12 protein-coding genes and 1 riboswitch are annotated in these 14844 nt (G+C 62.5%); of the genes, 2 read left to right on the top strand and 10 right to left on the bottom strand.

Annotation, left to right across the window (positions count from 1 at the left end):
• Positions 1-30 precede the first annotated feature (30 nt).
• From M0746_RS18705 to M0746_RS18665, 9 genes are all read right to left on the bottom strand, one after another.
• Complete coding sequence (locus M0746_RS18705) at positions 31-261, bottom strand: cysteine-rich CWC family protein (RefSeq protein WP_258450187.1); 231 nt, start codon at positions 259-261, stop codon at positions 31-33.
• On the bottom strand, positions 254-1741 hold the full coding sequence (locus tag M0746_RS18700; protein WP_258450186.1) for a sensor domain-containing diguanylate cyclase: 1488 nt from the start codon (positions 1739-1741) through the stop codon (positions 254-256). The genes M0746_RS18705 and M0746_RS18700 overlap by 8 nt, the downstream gene beginning before the upstream one ends.
• Before the next feature lie 279 nt (positions 1742-2020).
• Positions 2021-3793 (bottom strand): allophanate hydrolase, encoded by a 1773-nt coding sequence (gene atzF, locus M0746_RS18695; protein WP_258450185.1) that lies wholly within the window; start codon positions 3791-3793, stop codon positions 2021-2023.
• A 26-nt stretch (positions 3794-3819) separates the two neighbouring features.
• Positions 3820-7467: an urea carboxylase gene (gene uca / locus M0746_RS18690; protein ID WP_258450184.1), complete on the bottom strand. Its 3648-nt coding sequence runs from the start codon at positions 7465-7467 to the stop codon at positions 3820-3822.
• 279 nt (positions 7468-7746) lie between these two features.
• Positions 7747-8388, bottom strand: coding sequence for an urea amidolyase associated protein UAAP2 (locus M0746_RS18685; RefSeq protein WP_258450183.1), 642 nt, complete (start codon positions 8386-8388; stop codon positions 7747-7749).
• 11 nt (positions 8389-8399) lie between these two features.
• Positions 8400-9125 carry an urea amidolyase associated protein UAAP1 gene (locus M0746_RS18680; RefSeq protein ID WP_258450182.1) on the bottom strand — a complete coding sequence of 242 codons (726 nt, stop codon included), beginning with the start codon at positions 9123-9125 and terminating at the stop codon, positions 8400-8402.
• A gap of 25 nt (positions 9126-9150) precedes the next feature.
• Positions 9151-9939, bottom strand: a complete 789-nt coding sequence (locus M0746_RS18675) for an ABC transporter ATP-binding protein (protein WP_258450181.1) — start codon at positions 9937-9939, stop codon at positions 9151-9153.
• Positions 9936-10751 carry an ABC transporter permease gene (locus M0746_RS18670; RefSeq protein WP_208938376.1) on the bottom strand — a complete coding sequence of 272 codons (816 nt, stop codon included), beginning with the start codon at positions 10749-10751 and terminating at the stop codon, positions 9936-9938. Before M0746_RS18670 ends, M0746_RS18675 begins: the two co-directional genes overlap by 4 nt.
• Positions 10752-10769: 18 nt before the next feature.
• A complete protein-coding gene (locus M0746_RS18665; protein ID WP_258450180.1) occupies positions 10770-11837 on the bottom strand; it encodes a putative urea ABC transporter substrate-binding protein in 1068 nt (355 codons plus the stop codon).
• Between the two features lie 63 nt (positions 11838-11900).
• Positions 11901-12001, bottom strand: a riboswitch (guanidine-I (ykkC/yxkD leader).
• A gap of 396 nt (positions 12002-12397) precedes the next feature.
• Between M0746_RS18665 and M0746_RS18660 the strand changes: the two genes are divergently transcribed.
• Complete coding sequence (locus M0746_RS18660) at positions 12398-12799, top strand: hypothetical protein (protein WP_258450179.1); 402 nt, start codon at positions 12398-12400, stop codon at positions 12797-12799.
• Between the two features lie 65 nt (positions 12800-12864).
• Here M0746_RS18660 and M0746_RS18655 read toward each other — a convergent pair whose 3' ends face one another.
• The gene (locus tag M0746_RS18655) at positions 12865-13977 is read right to left on the bottom strand and encodes an enoyl-CoA hydratase/isomerase family protein (protein WP_258450178.1); all 1113 of its coding nucleotides are present in this window, start codon (positions 13975-13977) and stop codon (positions 12865-12867) included.
• A 132-nt stretch (positions 13978-14109) separates the two neighbouring features.
• On the opposite strand from M0746_RS18655, the gene ung reads away from it, so the two are divergent.
• On the top strand, positions 14110-14802 hold the full coding sequence (ung, locus tag M0746_RS18650) for a uracil-DNA glycosylase (RefSeq protein WP_258450177.1): 693 nt from the start codon (positions 14110-14112) through the stop codon (positions 14800-14802).
• Positions 14803-14844 lie beyond the last annotated feature (42 nt).

The following is a 14844-nucleotide window of genomic DNA, read 5'->3' as shown; positions in this document are numbered from 1 at the left end:
CAGCATTCAACGGCTAAACGGCTGCGCATCTTACGGGATCGGGCGCCGGGCTGCTTGCAGTTGCGCCTCGACCTGTGCGCAACGCGGACACAGGCAGGACTGGTTGCGCAGCGCTGGCGGCAGTGCCTCGAGCACCGCCGGGTCGATCGTCACGCCGTAGCACCAGCATTCGCGATCAGCCGTGCGCGGGTCGGCCAGGCTGCAGTCGTTGCGGGCGCCGCAGGCTGGGCAATGGTCGGGTTTGGCAATAGCGTCAGGCATAGGTCGAGTGAGGCATTTCCACGCAGGTGCGGTTGCGGCCGGTGTGCTTGGCCCGGTACATCGCATGATCAGCCCGCGACAACAGGCTGTGCAAGGTGTCATCGCGTTGCACGGTGGTGGCGCCGATGCTCACGGTCAGCTTCAGGCTGTGGCCGTTGTAGGCATATTCGTGTTGTTCGACGTGCTGGCGGATCTTCTCGGCAATTTTCTGACCGGTGTCGCCGTCGGTGTCCTTCAACAACACGATAAATTCCTCACCGCCCCAGCGGCAGACAATGTCGGCGTGGCGCAGACAGCTTTGCAGATCGCGGGCGAAGCCGAGCAACACCTGATCGCCGGCCATATGACCATGGGTGTCGTTCAACGCCTTGAAGTGATCGAGATCGAGCAGCAGCGCAGTCAGCGGTCTGGTCTCGCGCTGGGCTTCGTGCAAAGCCTGCGCGGCAAGAATGTCGAAGCCGCGGCGATTGGGCAGGCCGGTGAGGCTGTCGAGAGTGGCCAATGCCTGGATTTTGTTCTGATAGCGTTTGATCACGCGGTTGAGCAGCACCAGCACGATCAGGGTCACCAGCAGGCAGATCAGCAGATTGAGGTACAGCGACTGGCGGATTTCACTCAACGCGCCGTCTTCACGTTTATCAACGAACAGGTACCAGTTCAGTTCTGGGATAAACCGCACGTTGAGAAAATGCCCCTGGCCGTGGGTGGAATATTCATAGCTGCCGCTGTGCGGTTTCGGCAACTGGCTGATCAGGCTCTTCATGCTGTCCAGCTCGCCGAGGCTCTGGCCGATGTGCGCACCTTGCGGCCCGCCTTCGGCGCCGGTCAGGACCAGACGACCGAAGGTGTCGACGAAATACACGCTGCGCTGATAGCGCTGCTGATACTTGTCGATCAGCTTGATCACCGCGTCGACGGTCAACCCGACACCCGCCGCGCCGATGAAGCGATCGTGGTAGTCGTAAACCTTGTAGTTGATGAAAAACGTCAGGTTGTCCTTGTTGGCCAGATCCGGGTCGACGTTGATCTCGTACGGGTCTTTCATGTCGCGGACACGGAAGTACCAGGCATCGCGCGGCTCGTCGACCTTGACCTGCTTGAGCACGCCCTTGGCGTGGTAGTAAGTGTGCGTGCTGTCGGAGACGAAAAACGCTGTGTAGGCGCCGTAATGGGTCATGACCTCGTCGAGGTAACGGGTCATCTGCTCCGGGTTCTGCTCACCGTTGACCACCCAGTCGCGCATGAAGGTGTCGCGGGACATCATCGAGGAAATCAGGATTGGCCGGACCAGATCCTTCTGGATTTCCGAATAGACCGTGTCGGAGGTCAGCGGCAGTTCGGTGTTGACGATGTTGTCGCGGATCGACGCCCGCGAGGCGTAGTAGCTCAGCAACGAGGTGGCGAGGAAACCGGCGCCGAGCAGCGCGACCAGGGTCAGCACCAGTGAGCGTTGCGAGTACAGCGGTGAACGAAGCGGCATGGCAGATCCGTTGGCAGTGGCCCGATGGCAAGCATTTTAGTGGGATGGCCAGGAAAAGACTGCGGGATTTGTGCCGGAAATGGCGGGGGATCTGACTCTGCGGGGTGTCAGTAAGATCGCAGGCCCTCACCCCAGCCCTCTCCCGGAGGGAGAGGGAGCTCAACATGGTGATGGAAAAAGTTGTGATCGACTCGGTATCAGCGAATGGCGACCAACGAAGAAACACCGCGGTCAGTTCCCTCTCCTGGGGAGAGGGCTAGGGTGAGGGCGACCTTTGGATCAGTCCCGAGATGCCAGATACACCCGCCATCCCCCCAAATGGCTGATATCCACCGCACCTTCCAACCCATACGCCTCACAGATAAACCCGCTCTCCCAGCGCCCATCCGCCAGTTGCACCTTGCCCAACCCGAGCGGCGCCGGTATCCCGGTGAGAAACGAACCCAACTCGCTGCTCGGCAATTCCCACACCTCGACGGCAATCGCCGCACCGCCGTCCTTGACCCGCACCATGCCCGGTCGCAATGGCGGGCCGCCAGCCAGGGCGAACAGTTGATAGTCCGGCGAGCTGAACGTGGACTCCAGCAAGCGCCCGCCACGCTGGGTCAATTGCCAGTTCAATGCCAGCCCTTGCAGGTGCGCGCCGCACACGACGATGCGCGCGTAATCGTTGCGCGCCACGGTGGCCGGCACCGGCAAGTCAGCATCCTGCTGACGCTGCAACGCATCCGCCACGCTCAACAGGTACTGGTCGGTAAACGCGCGGCCAAACAGCGTCACGCCCCACGGCAATCCATTGGCCATGAATCCGCTCGGTACGGCGACGGCGGCGTAGTCGAGCAGGTTCATGAAGTTGGTGTAGTAACCCAGTTCGGAGTTGCGCAGCACCGGTTCGGCGTTGAGTTCGGCCAGTGTCACCGGGCGCCCGATCGTCGGGGTCAGCACGCAGTCGAGGTTCTCCAGCGCTTGATCGCAGATCGCTTTGAGCGCCTGCAGCCGATACTGCGCGCGGAACGTCTGCACGCCGGTCACCGCCGGCGCCTTGGCCAGAACGGCGCGGATCACCGGCAGGACTGCTTGCGGATTCTGCTCCATGAGTTCACCGGCAACGCTGTAACGCTCGGCAACCCACGGCCCGTCATACAGCAAACGCGCCGCTTCGAGGAAAGGTGACAGGTCGAGTTCAACCGCTTCGCCTCCCAGCGCCTTGAGCCTTTCGACGGCGTTCTCGAACAACCGCGGCCCTTCGGCGCAACCGAAGAATTCGAGGTCCTGCGCGCGCGGTACGCCAAAGCGAAATGGCCGTGGCGCGCCGAACGCCGTGCCGTCATTCCACGCCGGGTTACGGCGGCTGTACTCATCACGCGGATCGAGTTTTGCGGTCAATGCCAGCAACTGGCCGGCCTCACGCGCCGTCGCGGTAAACGTGGTGACACAGTCCAGCGTGCGGCACGCCGGCAGCACGCCGGCCGTCGAGATCAGGCCTTTGCTCGCCTTCAGCCCAACCAGATTGTTCAGCGCCGCCGGCACTCGGCCGGAGCCGGCGGTGTCGGTGCCCAAGGCAAAACTCGCCACGCCCAGTGCCACCGCCAGCGAAGAACCGGCGCTGGAACCGCCCGACGGATACTCGGGCAAAACACTGTTCGGGCAGGCGCCATAGGGCGAACGGCTGCCATTGAGGCCGGTGGCGAACTGGTCGAGATTGGTCTTGCCCAGTGGAATCGCGCCCAGCGCCAGCAGTTGCTCGACAATGGTCGCCGAGCGCTGCGGCACGTAGGCAAACTCCGGGCACGCGGCGGTGGTCGGGATGCCGGCCAGATCGATGTTGTCCTTGATCGCGAACGGCACGCCAAACAGCGGCAGGCTGTCGAGGTCGCGACCGTCCAGGGCGGCAAGATACGGCTCCAGTTCGGCGGCGCTGAGCAGGTGGATGAACAGGTGATAGTCCGGGTTCAGCGCGGCGGCTTTTTCACGCAGCTGCAGGAGCAGTTGCCGCGGTGTGGTGTCGCCATTGCGGTAGGCCTGGCGCAGGGCATCGAGTTGCAGATTCATCAGTTGTTCCTTGTTCAGAATGGGCTTCAGTCGAGTTCCAGCACCACAACGCGCTGGCCGGCGCGCACCGCCGAACCGGGTTGCACGCGTATCTCGCGGACCACCCCGGGCAGCGGTGCGAGCAGCGGGATTTCCATCTTCATCGACTCGAGAATCACCAGCACATCGCCTGCGGCAACCCGGTGGCCGGCCTCGACCTGCACCTGCCAGAGATTGCCGGCGATGTGGCTGTCGACGCTGTGTTCGCCGGCGGCCAGCGGCGCGTCTTCAACGGCTTCGGCAAGTACTTCTTCGCTGTCGAAATGCGCCTGACCGCTGGCGATCCAGCGCTCACGCTCGGCGTTGAAGGCGCCTTGTTGCCGAGCACGAAAGGCGTCGATGCTCGGCGCTTCACGACGCAGGAACGCCTGGTAATCGGCAAGGTTGAGCTGACTGTGTTCGATGTTCAGTTCGAAGCGCCCAAGCGGGAAATCGCGACGAATGCGCAGCAGTTCCTCGGCGCTGACCGGGTAGAAACGGATCTGGTCGAAGAAGCGCAGCAGCCACGGTTTACCGTCGAACGCAGCGACTTCGCGGTAGCGATTCCACATCTGCAATGTGCGCCCGACGAACTGATAACCGCCGGGGCCCTCCATGCCGTACACGCACATATAGGCGCCACCGATGCCCACCGAGTTTTCTGCCGTCCAGGTACGCGCCGGGTTGTATTTGGTGGTGACCAGGCGATGGCGCGGATCGAGCGGCGTCGCCACCGGCGCACCGAGGTAAACGTCGCCCAGGCCCATCACCAGATAGCTTGCGTCGAACACTGTGCGCTGCACCTCGTCGAGGTTCGGCAGGTCGTTGATGCGCCGGATGAACTCCAGATTGCTCGGGCACCACGGCGCGTCCTTGCGCACGGTGGTCATGTATTTTTCGATCGCCAACTGGCACGCCGGGTCGTCCCACGACAGCGGCAGGTGGACGATGCGCGACGGCACTTGCAGGTCCTTGGCGGCGCACACCGCGTCCCACTCGCCGGCGATGATCCCGAGCAGATCGGCCAGTGGCAGTTGCTCGGGCTGATAGTGGACTTGCAGCGAGCGGATGCCGGGGGTGAGGTCGATTACGCCGTGCAGGTTTTTGCCCTCCAGCGCCTGCATCAGGGCGTGGGCGCGGAAGCGCAGGACCAGGTCGAGCTCCGGCGCGCCGATCTCCAGCAGCAGATGCGTATCGCCAGACACCCGCGCAACCAGTCGCTGATCGCCACGGCTCAGCTCAAGAATCACAGGCGACATCAAACCCTGTAGGAGCGAGCCTGCTCGCGAAGGCGGTGTAGCAGACAAATCGATGTTGACCGGCATGGCCTCTTCGCGAGCAGGCTCGCTCCCACAAGGGCCATCCCATTTCAAGGCGAGGTTGCGAGCGGTGCCGAGATTGACGGGAATGAACTGGATTTTATCGCCCGCCTTGAGCTGCCCCAATTGCCACAAATCCGCTTCGATCACCGTCACCGGGCAGACAAACCCGCCCAGGCTCGGGCCATCCGGGCCGAGGATCACCGGCATGTCGCCAGTGAAATCCACCGCGCCAATCGCATACGGGTTGTCATGAATGTTCGACGGATGCAGACCCGCTTCACCACCGTCCGCGCGCACCCATTCCGGCTTCGGCCCGATCAGGCGTACACCGGTACGGCTGGAGTTGAAATGCACTTCCCACTCGGTGGCGAAAAACCTGTCGATGTAGTTTTCCGTGAAGTATTCCGGGGCGCCGTGCGGGCCGTAGATCACTCTGATCTGGCGCACGGCCGGTAAAGCGGTGACGTGCTGTTCGGCCAGTTGCTGACCGCTGCTGCAATCGCTCAGCGCTGGTATGTGCAGCACGTCGCCGGCACGCAACGCACGACCGCCGTGTCCGCCGAACTGGCCGAGGGTGAAGGTGCTTTTGCTGCCCAGATAATCCGGCACCTGCAAGCCACCGCGCAGGCACAGGTAACTGCGCGCGCCGGCGCCACTGAGGCTGCCCAGATGCAAGGTGGCGCCGGCCGGGATCAACAGCGCGGTGTTCATCGGCACATTTGCGCCATCGAGGGTCAGCGTCAGCGCAGCGCCGGTCACCGCCACGACCGCCTCGCAATTGAAACGCAGCAACGGCCCGCTCATGGTGATTTCCAGCGCCGCTGCGCCTTCGGGGTTGCCGAGCAGGCGATTGCCCAGGCGCAGCGCGCGGCTGTCCATCGGCCCCGAGGGCGGTACGCCGACGGCCCAGTAACCGAGACGGCCGGGATAGTCCTGCACGCTGGTTTGCGTGCCGGCGCTGAGCACTTCGAAGGTGTTGGCGCGATAAACCAGATGCTCGAGACAACGGGTCCACGGCTCACCGCTGGCGAAGGGCGTGTCGAGGAGAATCTGCCGCAGGTAGTCGCGATTGGTTTCCACGCCGTACAGCACGCTGTCACCCAGCGCCTGATGCAACTCGGTGCGCGCCTGTTCGCGGGTCGGCGCCCAGCTGATGACCTTGGCGATCATCGGATCGAAATACGGCGGGATCTCGCAACCGGCTTCGACCCAGGTGTCGATGCGCAACTGTACGCCGTTGGCCGGTGGGAATTGCACCGCCGTCAGCAAGCCCGGGCTCGGCTGAAAATCGCGCCCCGGATCTTCCGCGTACAGCCGCGCCTGAATCGCATGGCCTTCGGGTTGCAGTTCACGATACAGCTCGCTCAACGGTGGCAGATCACCGGCCGCCAGTTCGACCATCCAGCGCACCAGATCGACGCCCCAGACTTGTTCGGTGACGCCGTGCTCGACCTGCAGACGCGTGTTCACTTCGAGGAAATAAAAGCGCTGCGCCTCGCTGTCGAAGACGAATTCGACGGTGCCGGCGCTGCGGTAATTCACCGCTTTCGCCAGTTTGATCGCCGCCGCGCAGAGTGCTTCGGCCATGCCGTCCGGCAGATTCGGCGCCGGGGTTTCTTCGAGGACTTTCTGGTTGCGCCGCTGCACCGAGCAGTCGCGCACGCCGAGGGCGATCACTTCGCCGCGACCATCGCCAAACACCTGCACTTCCAGGTGCCGGGCACGCTGGATGTACTTTTCGATGAACACTCCGGCGTCGCTGAAATTGTTCTGGCCCAGACGTTTCACCGCGTCGAAGGATTCGCGCAATTCGCTGGCGCTGCGGCACACGCGCATGCCGATGCCGCCACCGCCGGCGGTGCTTTTCAGCATCACCGGGTAGCCGACCTGTTCGCCAGCGATCAGCGCGGCGTCGAGGCTGTCGAGCAGCTCGGTGCCTTCGAGCATCGGCACGCCGTGCTGTTTGGCCAGGGCGCGTGCAGTGTGCTTGAGGCCGAACACGCGTAACTGCTCAGGCGTCGGGCCGATGAAGGCGATGCCTTGCGCTTCGCAGGCTTCGGCGAACGCGGCGTTTTCCGAGAGAAATCCGTAACCGGGATGAATCGCTGTGGCGCCGCTTTGCCGGGCGACCGCGAGGATCTTGTCGACCGCCAGATAGGTGTTGGCCGCCGCGCCTTCGCCGAGGCTGTGGGCTTGATCGGCCTGCAAAATGTGCAGGCTGGCGGCATCGGCTTCGGAGTACACCGCCACGCCTTGCACTTGCAGCTGCGCGAGGGTGCGCAGAATGCGGCAGGCAATGGCGCCACGGTTGGCAATCAGGACTTTTTCGAACATGGCATAACCCCTGAAGGGGAAGCGGGCCGTCCCGCTGTTTTTTGACAGACATCCGGGCCGTCCCGGATGGAAAAAAAACATCACTCAAACTCACCGCAAACTCCTGTGGGAGCTGGCTTGCCAGCGATGAGGTCGGCACATCCAACATTGTGGTGACTGAAACACCGCAATCGCTGGCAAGCCAGCTCCCACAGGATTATCAGTGCCTTGAAGCTTTCAGGCACTGCCCGGAACGCGCCTGGCACAGGGCAAACAGCCAACGCCGCAACCGGCTGATTTTCAGTTCCATACCAGCAACTCCGCAGGCGTCGGGTTATAGGCGTTGCATGGGTTGTTCAGCTGCGGGCAGTTGGAAATCAGCACGATCACGTCCATCTCCGCGCGCAGATCGACGTACTTGCCCGGCGCCGAAATCCCGTCCTCGAAGGTCAGCCCGCCATCCGCCGTGACGGGCACGTTCATGAAGAAATTGATGTTCGGGCCGATGTCGCTTTTGCTCAGTCGGCCGTCGTGGGCACAGGCGCGCAGGTAGTTGTCGCGGCAGCTGTGCATGTAGCGTTTTTCCAGGGCGTAGCGCACGGTGTTGCTCTCTTGCGCGCAGGCGCCGCCGAGGGTGTCGTGGCGCCCGCAGGTGTCGGCGACGATGCTCAGCATCGGCTTGCCGAGGTTGGAATACAGCACGCTGCCGGTGCTCAGATACACGCTGTTCTGCCGACGCAGGGTGCGCTGCACGTCGTAGCGTTCCTTGGGATTGGCGAGGCTGTAGAACAAGGTGTCGATGGCCTGATTGCCTTCCAGATCGAGAATGCGCAGGGTCTGGCCGGCCTTGACCTCCAGCAGCCACGGCTCGCCCGCCGGGATGGTGGCCCGGTACACCGCAGCGTCGGGTTGTTTTTGCGAAGTGGCGATTGCAACGGACATGGCAGCGATCCTCAGGCGAACAAACGGTCGGTATTGATGAAGCCGCGCTGGTTTTCCGGGCGCGAGGTGCGGCAGTGCTCGGCGACGCTGGCGTCAGCGTTCATCCAGCTGAGCTTCAGCGGTTTTGGCGCGTAGTCCGGCGCCGGGTCCATCGGGTGTTGCAGGGCGGTGAGTACCACCAGGGTGTCCATCGGCGCGTACAACTCGATGTAGTCGCCAGCCTTGGAGTTGCCTTCGACGAAGTGGAATCGTCCGCCCTCATCGACGTTCACCCGGCTGAACAGATTCAGGGTCATCAGCAGATCGGACAGGCCCAGACCCCACTTGCCCAGCTCCACCAACAGGTTGTCGGTGCCATTGCGGAAGAAGCCGTTGCGCAGTTCCTGATAGCGGCCCTGTCCGTATTTTTCCGCAACTTCTTCAGCACAGAGCACGCCGCCGAGGCTGTCGCTCCAGCCGCAGGTGTCAGCGGTGATCGCGGCGAGTACGCGGCCCATGTCCGAGTACAGGCAATGGCCGCTGGTGAGCTTGGCGGTGTGTTGGCATTTGAGGCTGTCGGGCAGGTTCAGCCGTTCGGTTTTTTCGTTGGCATTGAGCAGGGTCAGGCTGACGTTGGCGCCGCCGCGCAGGTCGGTCAGGCGCAGCAGTTGGCCGCGCTTGAGCACGAACGAACGGTGGCCGCCACCGGGCAGCATTTCTTCAGCAAAGGGCGGGAACAATTGGGTCGAATCAGTCATTGGCGTGTTCATCAATGCAGTCCTCTCAAGCGGTGCGAAGGGTGCCGGCCAGGGGCAGCGGCAAGGCATCGACGGCGGCGCGCTGGGCGCGGCGGTCGCTGTTCAACGGGATGTCGTAGGTGATGCGTGCGCCGTAGGCGCCGGGTGCGTGCGGGTCGAGGCGAACCTTGTCGAACACCAGCAGTCGGGTGCCGAGGTTGAAGCCTTCGGACAAATCGTGAGTGACCATGAACACCGTCAAACGCGTCTCGCGCCACAGCTCCAGCAGCAGCGCATGCATGTCTTTGCGGATGCCCGGATCGAGTGCGCCGAACGGTTCGTCGAGCAACAGCACACGCGGTTTCATGATCAGTGCCTGGGCAATCGCCAGCCGTTGCTGCATACCGCCGGAGAGCTGCGCCGGGTACTTGTCCAGCGCATGACCGAGACCGACCTTGCCCAGCAATGCCTCCGCCTGCTCGCGCGCGTCGCGCTTGGCGCTGCCGAACAACCGGCCGAGCAACGGCGCGTGCGGCAGTTCCAGACCGAGGGCGACGTTGTCGAGCACGCTCAGGTGCGGGAACACCGAGTAGCGCTGAAACACCACGCCACGGCTGGCGTCCGGCTCGCTGGCCAGCGGCTGACCGTCGAGCAGAATCTCACCGCGACTGGCGCTTTCCTGGCCGAGCAGCAGGCGCAGGAACGTCGATTTGCCGCAGCCGGACGCGCCGACCAAGGTGCAGAATTCACCCTCGTTGACGCTCAGGTTCAAACCCTCCAGCACGACCTGATCGGCGTATTGCTGCCAGACGTTTTTCACTGTGATGAAGCTCATTTGCCGGCCCCCTCATACCAGGGGAAGGCGCGTTGCGTCAGGCGTTTCAAGGCCCAATCCATCAGCCAGGCGAGGAGGGTGATCCACACCACGTACGGCAGAATCACGTCCATTGCCAGATAACGGCGAACGAGGAAGATCCGATAGCCGAGGCCGTCGGTCGAAGCGATCGCTTCGGCGGCGATCAGGAACAGCCACGCCGAGCCGAGCATCAGCCGCAGCGAAATCAGCAGGCGCGGCAGCAATTGCGGCAGCACCACGCGCAACATCAGCGTCCAGGTCGAAGCGCCGAGGGTTTGCGCCTTGATCAGCAATTCGACGGGAATCTCCCGGGCGCGTTGTTCCAGATCGCGAGCGAGGGCCGGGGTTATGCCGATCACGATCAACATGACTTTCGACAACTCGCCCAGACCGAAGACAATGAACAGAATCGGCAGGATCGCCAGCGGCGGCACCATCGACAACACCGTCAGCAGCGGCGACAACGGTGCCCCGAACAGCGGCAGCGTGCCCGCGGCGATGCCCAGGCACAGCCCGGCCAGTGCAGCGATGCCGAGGCCGATGGCCAGACGCCGCAGACTCGACGCGGTGTCCTGCCACAACAGGTAGTCACCGGTGCGGCTGTCGGCAGTGAAGGCCAGGCGTTTTACTGCATCGGTCATCTGCACGGCGCTGGGCAGCAGTTTGTCGTTGGGGTTGTCCGCCAGCCGCTCGGCCGAGCCGGTGAAGTAGGCGAACAGCACCAGGGCGAACGGCAGGAGTACCAGCAGCAGGCGACTCGGGCGATCCGGGTGGCGATTGATCAGGCGCATGGCCAAATCCTCCGTGGCTTACAGCTTGGCGTCGGCGGCCATCTGCACGTAAGTCGGATCGAAACGCAGCTTGAGATTGCCGGTGTCGCCGCTGGTCACGCCGTTGGCGAAACTCATGCCGACCGCGCTGGGGTCCTTCGCACCTTCGCCGAGCAAACCGTGCTCGAAGGAAAACTCGGCGACCTTGCGCATGGTGTCCGGCAATTGTTTGCTGGTGGCGAAGCTCAGGGCTTCGGCTGGCGTGGCGAACAATCTGGTGGTGTCCAGTTGCGCCTGGAATCCGGCGAGGTCGGTGCCCGAGGCCTTGGCCATGTGTTCCAGCGCGGCCTTGCTCGCGGCGTTCTTCGCGTTCATCAGCGCGACCACTTCGAACCAGGCGCCGGTCAGCGCTTTGCCCAGCGCCGGGTTGTCTTTGAGGGTGGCGCTGTTGACCACCATCATGTCCATGATCTCGCCGGGAATCTGGCTGGAGTTGAACACCTCGGTCACGCCGGGTTTGGCCTTGATGTCCGAAAGCATCGGGTTCCAGGTGGTCACGGCCTTGACTTCATCGGTATTGAAAGCGGCGGAGATGTCGGCATCGGAGGTGTTGACGACTTTCAGGTCTTTTTCGGTCAGGTCGACCGAGTCCAGAGCGCGGGCCAGCAGGTAGTGCGAAACCGACAGCTCAACCAGATTGACGTCCATGCCCTTGAGATCGGCGACCTTCTTGCCCTCGCCCTTGAGGACGACGCCGTCATTGCCATTGGAGAAGTCACTGACGATCAGCGCGGTGCTGTCGACGCCACCGGCAGCCGGAATGGTCAGCGCGTCCATGTTAGTCATGGTGCAGCCGTCGAACTGGCCGGCGGTGTACTGGTTGATCGACTCGACGTAATCGTTGAGCTGCACGACGTCGATCTTGATCCCGTATTTCTTCGCCCACTTGTCGACGATGCCCTGGCTGCCGGCGTATTCCCATGGCATCCAGCCGGCGTAGATCGTCCAGCACACGCTGAAGTGGTCTTTCTGGGCGGCGAAGGATTGTGTGCTGAGCAGCGCGGCGAATGCGGCGGCGAGCAGGGCGGGCAAACGTAGTCGGGTCATGGTGAGTTCTCCAGTTGATCGAGGGCGGACAGGAAGGCAACGCGGCACCGCGAACGGTGGCTTGTCTCCCGGGCTTTTGTCCCGCCGTGTAACCTCAACTGGAGGTCGCCAACTCTCGGACCAGCCACTCGCGGATGCGAGCCGGAACCCTAGTCAGCCATTGCAAATTGTGGTGCCGCGAACCTGTGATGACTCCTGCACAGGGTTGCTAAAGCGAGAGGCGTGCCAAGTCGGCGAGAAGCCTCTGGCTCGGGGGCTGGCTGACAATGGCAGTGGATCAGGCGCGATCGCTGCGCTTTGTGTTGGTGCGCGACTGCACCGTCGTGCAGCGTTCGCGGGCGGCGATATCAGTGCGATGGATTTATCCATCAGGCCTATCAATCAGCGCATGAATGACGGCTTTTCGCAGATGAACAACCTTTCATCGATCACTTGTTTCAACTTGTTGCAAGAACGCACCAGATGCCGAAATCGCTGTCTGATTTTTCGTCAGTCACCGATAAACGACTGATGCCTGCCAGCGTCGCTGGTGTGGCCCACCCGCGGTCCAGGAGGCCGCCATGTATAGACGAATTCTTCTGCTTGCTGCGTTGATGTTTTCCGTTGCCGGTTGCGTGCCGTACTCCTACGCGGACTCGTATTATTCCGAGGTCTACACCTCACCCGCACCGGCCTACTACAACACAGGTGGCACGTATTACCGGGGCGGCAGCACGTACTATTCGGCGCCGCGTTACTATCAGCCCGCACCACGTTATTACCAGCAACCGCGTTACTACCAGGCGCCGCGCTACTACCAACCGGCCCCGCGTTATTACGAAAGCCGCCGCTGGCACGGCAACGATCGCGGACGCTGGGAAGGCCACCGTCGCGGCGGTTGGGACAATGACCACCGCGGTGGCGGCAACTACGATCGGCACAGCGGTCGCCGTGATTACAACGGCCGTGGTAACCGCTGGTAATCACCGGCAAATGAAAAAGCGGCGCATCAAGCGCCGCTTTTTTTTGCCTGCGATTTTTCCAGAAGCTAGTACTGGGTCAAATCCGCCAACGGATGTCGCCCCTCCCAAGCTTTGTGAAAATGCGCTTCCACCACCGCTTCCGGCACATGATGAATATCCGGCCAGTGCCAGTGCGGCTTCTGATCCTTATCGATCAAACGCGCACGCACGCCCTCGCTGAACTCCGGATGCCGGCAGCAGTTGAGACTCAGGGTGTATTCCATCTGAAAGACTTCGGCCAGTGACATGTGCCGTGCGCGGATGATCTGTTGCCAGACCAGATGCGCAGTCAGCGGCGAGCCTTCGCTCATGGTCTTCGCTGCGCGGGCGATCAGCGGATCGCTGCTGTCGCGTTGCAGGCTGATCGCGGTCCAGGCACAGGTGACATCGCTGACGTCGAGCAATTCGTCGATCTGCTGCCGACGCGGTAGCCACTGCGCTTCGGGCATCTGCGCCAGTGCTTCCTGTTGCAGGGCCTTGAGCAGGCTGTTGAGTTGCATGTCGGTCTGTTCCTGCCAATTGAGCTGCAACAGGCCTTTGATCAATTCCGGTTGCTGTTCGTCGAGCAGAAAACGGTCGGCCAGGCCCAGATCCAGCGCATCACGGCCATTGATGTGCGCGCCGGTCAAGCCGAGAAACAAGCCGAGCTTGCCCGGTAGCCGCGCGAGAAACCAACTGGCGCCGACATCCGGATACAGCCCGATGGTGATTTCCGGCATTGCCAGACGGCTGCTCGGCGTGACGATCCGCGTGCTCGCACCCTGCAACAAACCCATGCCACCGCCGAGCACGTAACCGTGGCCCCAGCCGATCAACGGTTTGGGGTAGGTGTGCAGTTGGTAGTCCAGACGATATTCAGCACTGAAAAACTGCGCCGCCAGCGGAGGCACTTCGCCGGGATGGGCGCGGCAGGCTTCGACCAGGCTGCGCACTTCACCGCCGGCACAAAATGCCTTGGCGCCGTTGCCACGCAACAGCACGCAGACGATTTGCGGGTCGTTGGCCCAGGCGCTGAGTTTGTCGCCGAGGGCGTTGATCATTGGCAGGGACAGCGCGTTCAGCGACTTTTCGGCATCCAGGCTGGCGATGCCGATACGCGCGCCGTCGGTGCCGGTGAGTTCTTCGAAGTGCAGATTCATCGTGACCTCGATCGGGAAATTGAACGATCAGTATGATCGTTGTGGGGGAAAGTGCCGGATCTGCGTCAGATCAATTGACAAGCGTGGTCGGCTTTCCTAGGGTTCGCCCCATTGTTTTTGCCGGGTATGACCATGACTGCTGACGACCGTATCAAACTCGAACCGAGCTGGAAGGAGGCACTGCGTGCTGAGTTCGACCAGCCGTACATGGCAGAGTTGCGCCAGTTTCTGCAGCAGGAGCGGGCGGCCGGCAAGGAGATCTATCCGCCGGGGCCGATGATATTCAATGCACTGAATTCGACGCCGCTGGATCACGTCAAAGTGGTGATTCTTGGTCAGGACCCTTATCACGGCCCCGGTCAGGCCCACGGCTTGTGCTTCTCGGTGCAGCCGGGCGTGCCGGCGCCGCCATCGCTGGTCAACATCTATAAAGAGTTGAAGCGCGACCTGAACATCGACATTCCCAACCATGGCTATTTGCAGAGCTGGGCCGATCAGGGCGTGTTGATGCTCAACACCACCATGACCGTCGAGCGCGCCAACGCCAATGCGCACAAGGACAAGGGCTGGCAGTTTTTCACCGACCGCATCATCGAAGTGGTCAGCGAGCGGCAGCCGCATCTGGTGTTCATGCTTTGGGGCGCGCATGCGCAGAGCAAGCAAAAGCTGATCGATGCCACCAAGCATCTGGTGCTGACTTCGGTGCATCCGTCGCCATTGTCGGCTTATCGCGGGTTTCTCGGGTGCGGGCACTTTGGCCGGGCGAACAAGTTTCTTGAGCAGAATGGCGAGACGCCGATCGAGTGGCGCCTGCCGCCCATCTGATGGGGATCTGAAGTGCCCAATCGCTGGCAAGCCAGCTCCCAC

This window comes from Pseudomonas sp. S11P7 (assembly GCF_023195435.1).
Lineage (GTDB): Bacteria > Pseudomonadota > Gammaproteobacteria > Pseudomonadales > Pseudomonadaceae > Aquipseudomonas > Aquipseudomonas fluorescens_G.
This window is presented reverse-complemented; position numbering and strand designations above follow the sequence as displayed.

Coding starts and splice junctions, on each gene's coding strand:
- M0746_RS18705 (WP_258450187.1), bottom strand. CDS start 261: ATGCCTGACGCTATTGCCAAACCCGACCATTGCCCAGCCTGCGGCGCC.
- M0746_RS18700 (WP_258450186.1), bottom strand. CDS start 1,741: ATGCCGCTTCGTTCACCGCTGTACTCGCAACGCTCACTGGTGCTGACC.
- atzF (WP_258450185.1), bottom strand. CDS start 3,793: ATGAATCTGCAACTCGATGCCCTGCGCCAGGCCTACCGCAATGGCGAC.
- uca (WP_258450184.1), bottom strand. CDS start 7,467: ATGTTCGAAAAAGTCCTGATTGCCAACCGTGGCGCCATTGCCTGCCGC.
- M0746_RS18685 (WP_258450183.1), bottom strand. CDS start 8,388: ATGTCCGTTGCAATCGCCACTTCGCAAAAACAACCCGACGCTGCGGTG.
- M0746_RS18680 (WP_258450182.1), bottom strand. CDS start 9,125: ATGACTGATTCGACCCAATTGTTCCCGCCCTTTGCTGAAGAAATGCTG.
- M0746_RS18675 (WP_258450181.1), bottom strand. CDS start 9,939: ATGAGCTTCATCACAGTGAAAAACGTCTGGCAGCAATACGCCGATCAG.
- M0746_RS18670 (WP_208938376.1), bottom strand. CDS start 10,751: ATGCGCCTGATCAATCGCCACCCGGATCGCCCGAGTCGCCTGCTGCTG.
- M0746_RS18665 (WP_258450180.1), bottom strand. CDS start 11,837: ATGACCCGACTACGTTTGCCCGCCCTGCTCGCCGCCGCATTCGCCGCG.
- M0746_RS18660 (WP_258450179.1), top strand. CDS start 12,398: ATGTATAGACGAATTCTTCTGCTTGCTGCGTTGATGTTTTCCGTTGCC.
- M0746_RS18655 (WP_258450178.1), bottom strand. CDS start 13,977: ATGAATCTGCACTTCGAAGAACTCACCGGCACCGACGGCGCGCGTATC.
- ung (WP_258450177.1), top strand. CDS start 14,110: ATGACTGCTGACGACCGTATCAAACTCGAACCGAGCTGGAAGGAGGCA.